Annotated in this window: 8 protein-coding genes; 2 read left to right on the forward strand and 6 right to left on the reverse strand. The window is 45.4% G+C overall.

Annotated elements, in window-relative coordinates; all coding sequences use genetic code 11:
- Nucleotides 1-74: 74 nt before the first annotated feature.
- On the reverse strand, nt 75-3,479 hold the full coding sequence (locus ACLFWI_RS21350; RefSeq protein WP_446414591.1) for a UvrD-helicase domain-containing protein: 3,405 nt from the start codon (nt 3,477-3,479) through the stop codon (nt 75-77).
- A gap of 125 nt (nt 3,480-3,604) precedes the next feature.
- On the opposite strand from ACLFWI_RS21350, the gene purN reads away from it, so the two are divergent.
- Nucleotides 3,605-4,264, forward strand: a complete 660-nt coding sequence (gene purN / locus ACLFWI_RS21355; protein WP_446414592.1) for a phosphoribosylglycinamide formyltransferase — start codon at nt 3,605-3,607, stop codon at nt 4,262-4,264.
- Between the two features lie 103 nt (nt 4,265-4,367).
- On the opposite strand, the gene ACLFWI_RS21360 is transcribed toward purN, so the two are convergent.
- The 5 genes from ACLFWI_RS21360 to ACLFWI_RS21380 all read right to left on the reverse strand — a co-directional run bounded on the left by ACLFWI_RS21360 (nt 4,368) and on the right by ACLFWI_RS21380 (nt 8,241).
- Entirely contained in the window at nt 4,368-5,150 is a 783-nt protein-coding gene (locus ACLFWI_RS21360; protein ID WP_446414593.1) for a PEP-CTERM sorting domain-containing protein, read from the reverse strand.
- Nucleotides 5,151-5,977: 827 nt separating this feature from the next.
- A complete protein-coding gene (locus ACLFWI_RS21365; RefSeq protein WP_446414594.1) occupies nt 5,978-6,571 on the reverse strand; it encodes a CPBP family intramembrane glutamic endopeptidase in 594 nt (197 codons plus the stop codon).
- Nucleotides 6,571-7,629 (reverse strand): DUF3326 domain-containing protein, encoded by a 1,059-nt coding sequence (locus ACLFWI_RS21370; protein WP_446414596.1) that lies wholly within the window; start codon nt 7,627-7,629, stop codon nt 6,571-6,573. The genes ACLFWI_RS21365 and ACLFWI_RS21370 overlap by 1 nt, the downstream gene beginning before the upstream one ends.
- Nucleotides 7,629-7,823, reverse strand: coding sequence for a hypothetical protein (locus tag ACLFWI_RS21375; RefSeq protein WP_446414595.1), 195 nt, complete (start codon nt 7,821-7,823; stop codon nt 7,629-7,631). Before ACLFWI_RS21375 ends, ACLFWI_RS21370 begins: the two co-directional genes overlap by 1 nt.
- A 97-nt stretch (nt 7,824-7,920) precedes the next feature.
- Nucleotides 7,921-8,241 (reverse strand): 2Fe-2S iron-sulfur cluster-binding protein, encoded by a 321-nt coding sequence (locus tag ACLFWI_RS21380; RefSeq protein WP_446406585.1) that lies wholly within the window; start codon nt 8,239-8,241, stop codon nt 7,921-7,923.
- A 132-nt stretch (nt 8,242-8,373) separates the two neighbouring features.
- Here ACLFWI_RS21380 and xseB point away from each other — a divergent pair, with 132 nt between their 5' ends.
- On the forward strand, nt 8,374-8,637 hold the full coding sequence (gene xseB, locus ACLFWI_RS21385) for an exodeoxyribonuclease VII small subunit (RefSeq protein WP_446368080.1): 264 nt from the start codon (nt 8,374-8,376) through the stop codon (nt 8,635-8,637).
- Nucleotides 8,638-8,745: the final 108 nt, after the last annotated feature.

Below are 8,745 nucleotides of genomic sequence, written 5' to 3' on the forward strand. Positions count from 1 at the left end.
ACAATTGTCCCTAAACCCGCCCCTACAATTGTCCCTAAACCCGCCCCTACAATTGACTTTTACCTATTCCCCAACTAATTCACCCGTTGTATATTGGTTCGCTTAGGGTCAAGAATTTTTTGCCCCAAACTGGGAAACTTCACCGCAATACTAACTTTCTTGCCTGAACCAAAAACATGGGTCACTTCACCAACGCCAAAGGTGTCATGACGCAGTAAATCCCCTTTTTTCCAATCCTTAGAGTTTGCCGTTGAACTAGATGATTTTGATGACTTTTCCGTTGAGACAGAAGGCGTTTGCTGTTTGACTTTCACCAAGGTACTGCTAATTAAGTCTTCGGGTAACTCATCCAAAAACTGAGACCGAACCGCAGGTTCACGATACCCATAGAGGCGGCGTTCACGGGCATGGGCAAGAAAGAGTTGTTCTTGGGCGCGAGTAATTCCTACATAACAGAGACGGCGTTCTTCTTCTAAGGCAATTGGGTCATCTATAGTACGACTATGGGGAAAAAGTCCTTGTTCTAAACCAACTAGAAATACAACCGGAAACTCTAATCCTTTAGCCGAGTGCAGTGTCATTAAGGATACCGCTTGTTGTCCGTCTTCTAGATTATCTAAGTCAGACGCCAGCGACGCATTTGCCAGAAATCCTTCTAGGCTGGTATCTTCATTTTCTTCTTGGAATTGAACGACAGCGTTATAGAGTTCATGGATATTTGCCAATCGGTTTTCAGCTTCGTCTGTGCCTTGATTTTTTAGGTCATCAACATATCCCGATTCCTCCATGATAAACTTAATAATTTCTACTGCTTCTAAGTTTTCCGTATTATCTTGGCACTGCTTAATCAACTGGGCAAACCGATTAACGGCTTTAGCCGAACGTCCAGCAATGGTATTGACCGAGGTTTCATCCTGGATAATTTGCCAGAGGGGAATTCCCAATTCTTGAGCCGCCAGCACTAAATTATCAATCGTGGCTTTACCAATACCTCGTCGTGGTGTGTTAATAATCCGCAGTAAACTGACGGTATCGCTGGGATTGGCAATCGTTCTTAGATACGCTAAGGCATCTTTAATCTCTTTGCGATCGTAGAACTTCAATCCGCCGATAATCACATAAGGCACTCGACCGCGCAGCGCGTCTTCTAACGGGCGAGATTGGGCATTCGTCCGATAAAGAATGGCAAAACTACCCCAGCCTAATTCTGGGTTTTGTTGATTCAGTTTCAGAATTTGTTGAACTACAAAATGAGCCTCTTCTAACTCATCGTCGGCTTGATGACAATAAATGACTTCCCCTAAACCGCGTGTGGGTCTGAGAATTTTGTCAATTCGCTGGGTATTCTGTTCAATTAAATAATTAGCCGCTTGGAGAATATTTTCGCGCGATCGATAGTTTTCCTCTAATTTCACCATGGTGCGAGTTGTTTCATCCGACAACCCATCACCAAAGTCTTGCTGAAATCCCAGTAATATGGTGAAATCTGCCATCCTAAAGGAATAAATTGAGTTATGGACTAGCATACGATTCGCTATATAAGTATGAGCCACATCAACTTCTAAGTCATACACGTCTCCCTCATACTCATCTTGCCAAACTTGCTCAATTTCCACCTCTGTTAAGGTATCATCCACCTCGACTAGCACTTTCATTCCGGGGTGGAGATGAGATAAAGGCATAAAATAATAACTTGTGCCATTGATTAATGCTTTGCGTTGAATTTCCAGTTGACCTGCATCGGCAATAGAATGCGCCATACTCACCGCTTCTTTGTATGAAACTCTCGCTGTTTCAACCCGATACCCTCGGCTATTTTTCCCAGAACGAATGGAAAAGCCAGCCGCTTCTAAGTTGGTCGCAATATCACGACGATTAGAACACCATTGGATGCGGTGATAACTCGCCGATTTTTTATTGTCTAACCGAGGTGTGCCAAACATAACCAAATTTAATGTCTGTCGTCGTAAGCCATTCTGAGGACGGTAGTGGGGAAAGTCAGGATGCAGCCAGAGATCCTGCATTAATCGGTGAGCATTGGTGATGGTATCAATTTCTTGGTATAGGCGAAAAATCCACTCATCATTCAGGCGCATTTGCCTACCTTTACCATGAAATACTAGCGTTGGCAACCCATATTTAGCTGCATAATAGGCTTCATAGTAAGCTGCTTCTTCATAAGACGTTGTAGTTTTCAGTACCCAAAGCTTATCCCCATTTTCTTGGGCAATACGAACTTTAAAGCCGAGTTCATCACATCGATAATCGTTGTGACGTAAACTTTTAGTGATGCCGATGCGATAGCCGCGATCGGCTCGATACATCAGATACACATAATAATGCCCTTCAATGGGTGTCATTCTGGCAAGAACAATATGATGAGGCGTTCCACGTAATACCTGTTCACCCGCACGAATTGACCAGAGAGACCCACAAAAGTATCCTTTTTTGATATGCGTGATTTGATGGGGGTAAAGTTGTTTTTGTCCGGTTGGTGAGAGAACCTGATCTCCCACGTTCAAGGTTTCAATGGCTTTCTCGCCGGCGGGGGTTAAAACCTTAGTTCCAGGAGGAAAACACTGATCGGCATCACCGACTACAAACACCGAACGATCGCGCCAATCCCATTGCGTTTTTTCAGTTTCGCCGTTTGTGGTTAATAGGTGTATCAGTTCGTACTGAATCCGGTTTGTATCTTGATATTCATCCACTAAAATATGGCGAAATTGATTGTGCCAATATCCCAGAACGGATTCGTTTTGTTGGAAGAGTTTTACGGGGACTAAAATTAGATCATCGAAGTCCAGGGCATTGTTGGCGGCTAACTGGTCTTGATAATGGTGATAAACTTCAGCATAGAGTCGCCCTTTATAACCAGATTGCTCTTTTTCAAAGGCTTGGGGTGATAAGCCTAAGTTTTTGGCGTTGCTAATCGCGTAGCGAATGGTACGAGGATTAAATTTTTTATCGTCTAGATTTAATTGTTTGGTGACGATGGTTTTTACCAGCGTTTGGGCGTCGGATTCGTCAAAGATGGAAAAATTACGCTTCCATTGGCGTCCTTTTTCATCGGTATATTTATTGATGTCATAGCGGAGAATCCGAGCAAACAGGCTGTGAAACGTACCAATCCACAGAGGTTTGATGTATTTTTTGTAGACCCGCGATCGCAACTGAGTTTGTTCAAGTTCTGGGAGTAATTCTAAACGCTGACCTCGCGTTTGGACAGCCAGTTGCTGGGCGAATAGGGTTTCAATCCGGGATTTCATCTCCCGTGCGGCTTTATTGGTGAACGTAACCGCTAAAATGTTTTCGGGATCGACTTTATGGGTGAGAATCAGATTGGCGATGCGATAGGTTAACGCCCTCGTCTTACCCGAACCCGCCCCCGCCACAACCAGCAAGGGACCGCAGAAATGTTCGACGGCGCGACGTTGAGAGGGATTGAGGTGCGTCAGGAAGTCAGTCGATTGAGTCATGGCTAGCTGAGGCAGGAGGGTGATGGTTTGGCTATTCTAGTACAGCGTATCGTATCTTGAGGCAATACTGTATCGGGCAGACGCCACCCAACAATTATGATACTCTTGGTAATTCCTGTAGTTCTATGACCAGCAATACCCCAGCGCCGAATACAACCCCTAGTCTTATTTCCCCAGCAGTTACTCCTAAACCAGCCCCAGATACGCCTCCTGTAAAACTAGGAATTATGGTATCGGGGAGTGGTAGCAACTTTGAAGCCATCGCCCAAGCGATCGCAGATGGGCAACTCCATGCCCAAATTCAAGTGATGATCTATAATAATCCCGGTATCAAAGCTCTCGCCAGAGCCGAAAAATTCGGCATTCCCACCGTTCTCCATAATCACCGGGATTACAAAAAACGGGAAGCCCTCGATGCTCAAATTGTCCAGACATTGAGACAGTATCAAGTTGAACTCGTGGTTATGGCGGGTTGGATGAGAATTGTCACACCAGTCTTGATTGATACATTTCGCGATCGCATCCTCAACCTTCATCCTAGTCTCTTACCCAGTTTCAAAGGCATTCACGCCGAAGCAGAAGCCTTAGCCGCAGGTGTCAAAATTACCGGATGTACAGTTCACTTAGTTAGTCCAGAAGTCGATAGTGGACCGATTTTAATTCAAGCCGCCGTTCCTGTGTTTCCTGATGACACACCAGAGACGCTACACGCCCGGATTCAAGTTCAGGAACATCGCATTTTACCCCAAGCGATCGCCCAGCTCGGAGTTGCGCTTGGGCGCTAAAAATCCCAGCATTACCAACTATAAACCGTGATCGGAGCGGGTTTATTGCCATCGTCTTGGCAAAACCCGATTATTCGGTAAACCCGCCCCTACCAGCTAACAGCTAGTTCTTTTGCCGTTTTGACATTTGCCGTTTGAACAAACCACCAAATCCTAGAGCTAGAGTAGAACCTAAAATAGTCATGGGTTCTGGAACTGGCTCAACACCGGCGACATGGACAACCATGTCATTGAAATCTTTGTCAGCACTACTGAAAGGCTTATCCTCGAAAGCAACGATGAACTCAGTATCCACGAATTTTCCGGCTTGAAAATTGCCAATTTGGAGAACAGTGTCATTATCACCTTGGTAAACCAAAGCCTGGGGATCATTATTTTTATTATGACTATCCTCAGTGTAGAAAATGTCGTTGGGAGTATCTAGATAAAAACCAAATGCCCCATTAAAGCCAGTCCCAATTGGGTCAGTTGCACCTGTCATTTTGACTGTGCCATCGTTATAGAAGTCAAGCGAGACTCGATCAAATGGTTTATTACTACCCTGGAAAATTGGCGCTTTATTGGTTATATCATCGGCACTATATAGACCAAAGACGTTGATATCATCAAAACCAGCTATTTCAGCGACCAGAGTTCCTTTTAATCCACTGCCTGAAGTGTTTTTAAACAGCGCGAACGGTTTCTGATCGTTGACAGCATCAATTTTACCTGATTCTGTAATACTATCTAAGACTTCCTGAAGTGTATCTTCTGTACCATTATCACCCAGAGGGCTAACAGGTCGGTCGTTGAGGGGATCGGCTAACGCCCCATTGCCGCAAGCCATTACAGTTCCTAAAGCAACAAGAGTTGTTCCTACTGTAGCGATTGAAGAAAAGCATTTCATGACTCTAAACCTCGTGATCATTGTTGGGTGAACATCAGACTTGCAAAGGGTTGTCTAGGATTTCCCTTTCTTTCCCCACTTCGAGCAAGTCCGTTGAGGGTGAGAACTCAACCACAACAAAGATCTGAAAAGCCAACGAAAAGCCGATCGCCAATTAGTGAATTTAGTGTTACACTAATAGTTAAGATAATTTGAAATTACCGATCAGCTAGACATCTCCATTCTTGTTATTAGTCAAGCAAGACGAGGATTGTCTGGCTTTCTATTAGATGGCTGAATTCAATTTATACCCTCGTTGGAGAAGACAGTCAGCTATAGGTGGCTCGGTTAGGACAAAAAAGCTTATCGGGAATAAAAACTAAATTTTCTGTCTTGAGTGAGCAGATACCTTTGGCTTACCTGTTTTTTCCTTACATGAGCAATAATAACGAACTTCTCCAAGAAAAAGTGCAAAAAAGTCAAGTCTTTATCAAGACTTTATCGAGTTAATGTTTGTAATATTTTATGGATGTAAATACTCGTTTACATTTAATTAATCTTTAATCGGGAGTAGAAGCGTTACTCTCACTGACTTGCCAGTCACTTGTGCCTAATTACTTCCCTGTGAATTACTAAAGTTTCTGATCGGATTCCCTCGACTATATTTCTATATGTTTCGCGATGTAAAACACTTGTAACTAAAGTAGCAGTTTTATATAAGGTAAATTTATATCAAAGTCATTGATGGAATTCTCCATTAGCTTCATCGACGCTTTATATTTGAGTTCAATAGAGCGTCCTAGAGAGCAAGATCCCTTACTATTTCAAGAAGTCAGGGATCTAAGGATCTATGCTTCAGCCTCTCGATGTGCCAACTTCCAAAGGAAACTAGACAGCCAATTGGTCGCCACATGAGCCACAATCGGAACCAGCAAATTCCCTGTACCGACAGCACTAAACCCCAGTAACAATCCTACAATCGTTGCCCAAACCACATAGGGCCACTGTTGGGAACCACTCAAATGTAAAACGCCAAACACCAAGCTAGAAATAATCACACCCAGGGCGTTCAAACCAATGGCGGGTAACATCACTCCCCGAAACAGCAACTCTTCACTCATACCCGGAAGTAACCCCAACCAAATCAGATCCGGTAATACCAACGGCTTTAAAACCAAATTGAGGTAAACGTCAGCACTTTTACGGTAAGCTGACCAGAGGCGATAGACTACACTACTCATCGCGGTAATTCCCACGCCTATACCTAATCCGATGAGTAATCCTTCTATAGTAAAGTCTAGGGATAACAATTCCACTGACCCAAATCTCAGCCAGAGTTTAGCCACGACGAGCAAAACAACCGCCGTTATCCCCATGGCAACTAATACTTGGGTGCGGGTTAGGGATTCAAAGTCAGGATTATCGGGATGCTGTTTAGTCACTAATATATAGATAAGCTACGCATAGACGACACAGAGGGACTCAGAGCATCAGCACTAATTCCAGCGCGATGGGTCACTAACATACCCAGTGCCTCTAAATACGAGTGTACTCGTACAGCTTTGATTGCCAAAGGTTCTGGAGGCACTTGCATTGAGGTTTGGTTATCCTCAACGGCAATAATTTGAGTCCGTAACTGACTTAAGCTTAACAAGGCACTACCACCACAGGCATTAGCGGGAATAACCACCGCATCCACATCCTCTGCCCAAATTGCTCCCGGCTGATGCGGCGTCACCTGAAATTGCGGGGCGCGACTTAACCCCACCAGTACACAGGGTAGAAAAGTATAGCCTAATTCCTCGGCTGCCGATCGCGGCGACAGGTTGGGTTCTAGGGGAAGGGGCATTAAGGCTGGGGCGTGGGCGCAAGGGACTTTGAAGGTTCGCACGATTAGGTGAGAGATCACGGCTTCTGCACCCGCCAGAGGGTCTACTCCTTGTCCCTGTCGGTATGCTTCTAGGGCTTCGCTGCCCAGATCATCGGGAAAACGAGCCACTACTGCGATCGCGTCTGCCTTTGCCTGTTGAATCAGCACTTCAGCCGATCGCAACAAACTATCCGGATTGCCTATTGTACCCCAACTCGCCCCCGATGGTGCTGTCCGCAGTTCCACATTCAGGGGCGCGTCGGTGATTACGTAGTCGGTCAGATTCAGTCCTAACGTGGCTCTGGTGGCATCAGCCGCTTGCAGATGGCGCAAACGTAGATCCGGTTCAATCCCTTGGTCGAGAATTAATCCCACCCGATTTTGATGCACAGGTTGTAATCCCCAGCATCCGGCGGCAAATTTGTCAAGCCCATAGCCTTCGACATAGAGGGCGTTGGGCAAATTCCAATAGAGTTGAGCGCCATTGAGGACATTAGGATGAGTAATTAGGCGATCGCAGATTTGGGCGATCGCTCTGGCGACGGGTAAAGCGTCTCCTGCATAGCCACCAATGGATGCGCCAATTCCTGTGGGAATGATTAAAACAACGGTGTAAGGACGCACAATGATTAAGGGGTGGACGCTTGAGAATTAGTCTTGGTGACAATTGCTTCAACCTGAGCTTTTTGCGCCTGAGTATCCACAGATGTAACCGCCCAACGCAGGGGTTCTCCCTGTTTTTGCAGTTGTGTCTCAATCGCTTGATGGAGTTGTTTTGGTGACTCCTGGAGGTCAATTTCGGCAGTAATGAAGTGAGTTGTCATTTTCTGAGTGGGGTAAATTACAGTAAATGATTGTCAAGGGGTACAAATGCTGGGTGCATGTCAACACAAGTAGGTTGCGCCCCAACACCATGCTGACTCAAGACGGTTGACCGAATTGGCGATCGTAAACCTCGTCTTCCTTACCCGATTCAACTTTCAGGTTAGATCGCGGTAAGGCGATACAAAGCAAGACATACCCTTCCTCTTGCAATTCGGGTCCAAGTCCCATCCCTTCGCTTTGATCAACAGAACCCTCAATGATTTTAGCGGCACAGGTTGTACAAACGCCAGCATTACAGGCATTGGGTAAGTCTATACCTTGGTCTTCAGCAGCCCGAAGAATTTGTTTATCCTCTGGGACTTCTATCGTGTAGGTTGTACCTTGGTGATTGATTTCGACGGTGTAAGTCTTAGGCATTGTACCTCTTAGCGGCTTTCCAGGTTTACTTTCCCGGTTCGGGAAAAAATATTGACCGGGATTATTTTAACGTTTGGTGCCGGATTCCAGGCTATCCTTAAGTTTATTATGAGACCGACACTTTAGATTTTCATGGTTGATCCGATCGCATCCTCTCGTACCCACCCGGCTGAGCCCTCCCTCCCGCCGTCTTGGAACTATGAGGCGACAGTGGCTCAGGTTGAGACGATTATCGAGCAAATCGAGCGAGGGGAACTGGAATTAGCTGAGGTATTTGACCAATTTGCCTCGGCTGTCGAGTATTTGCGTCAATGTGAAGCCTTTCTGCAACAGCGACAACAGCAAATGGATTTGTTGATTGAGACATTAACAGATGAGTCAGATTCCCCGACTTAATCTCTAACTGTTTGCTCATCTGTTCGATAACAGATTAGCTGGTTAGAGCCTTCAATATAGCCTTTGTGTTCATATCTTTCTCGTCACCGATGTTGAGGTGCGATCGCG

The sequence above is a fragment of the Coleofasciculus sp. genome (assembly GCF_046539235.1).
Classification (GTDB): Bacteria; Cyanobacteriota; Cyanobacteriia; order Cyanobacteriales; family Coleofasciculaceae; genus Coleofasciculus.

Bases quoted from the DNA above. Each gene is read 5' to 3' on its own strand.
- ACLFWI_RS21350 (WP_446414591.1), bottom strand. From the start codon at position 3,479: ATGACTCAATCGACTGACTTCCTGACGCACCTCAATCCCTCTCAACGT.
- purN (WP_446414592.1), top strand. From the start codon at position 3,605: ATGACCAGCAATACCCCAGCGCCGAATACAACCCCTAGTCTTATTTCC.
- ACLFWI_RS21360 (WP_446414593.1), bottom strand. From the start codon at position 5,150: ATGAAATGCTTTTCTTCAATCGCTACAGTAGGAACAACTCTTGTTGCT.
- ACLFWI_RS21375 (WP_446414595.1), bottom strand. From the start codon at position 7,823: ATGACAACTCACTTCATTACTGCCGAAATTGACCTCCAGGAGTCACCA.
- ACLFWI_RS21380 (WP_446406585.1), bottom strand. From the start codon at position 8,241: ATGCCTAAGACTTACACCGTCGAAATCAATCACCAAGGTACAACCTAC.
- xseB (WP_446368080.1), top strand. From the start codon at position 8,374: ATGGTTGATCCGATCGCATCCTCTCGTACCCACCCGGCTGAGCCCTCC.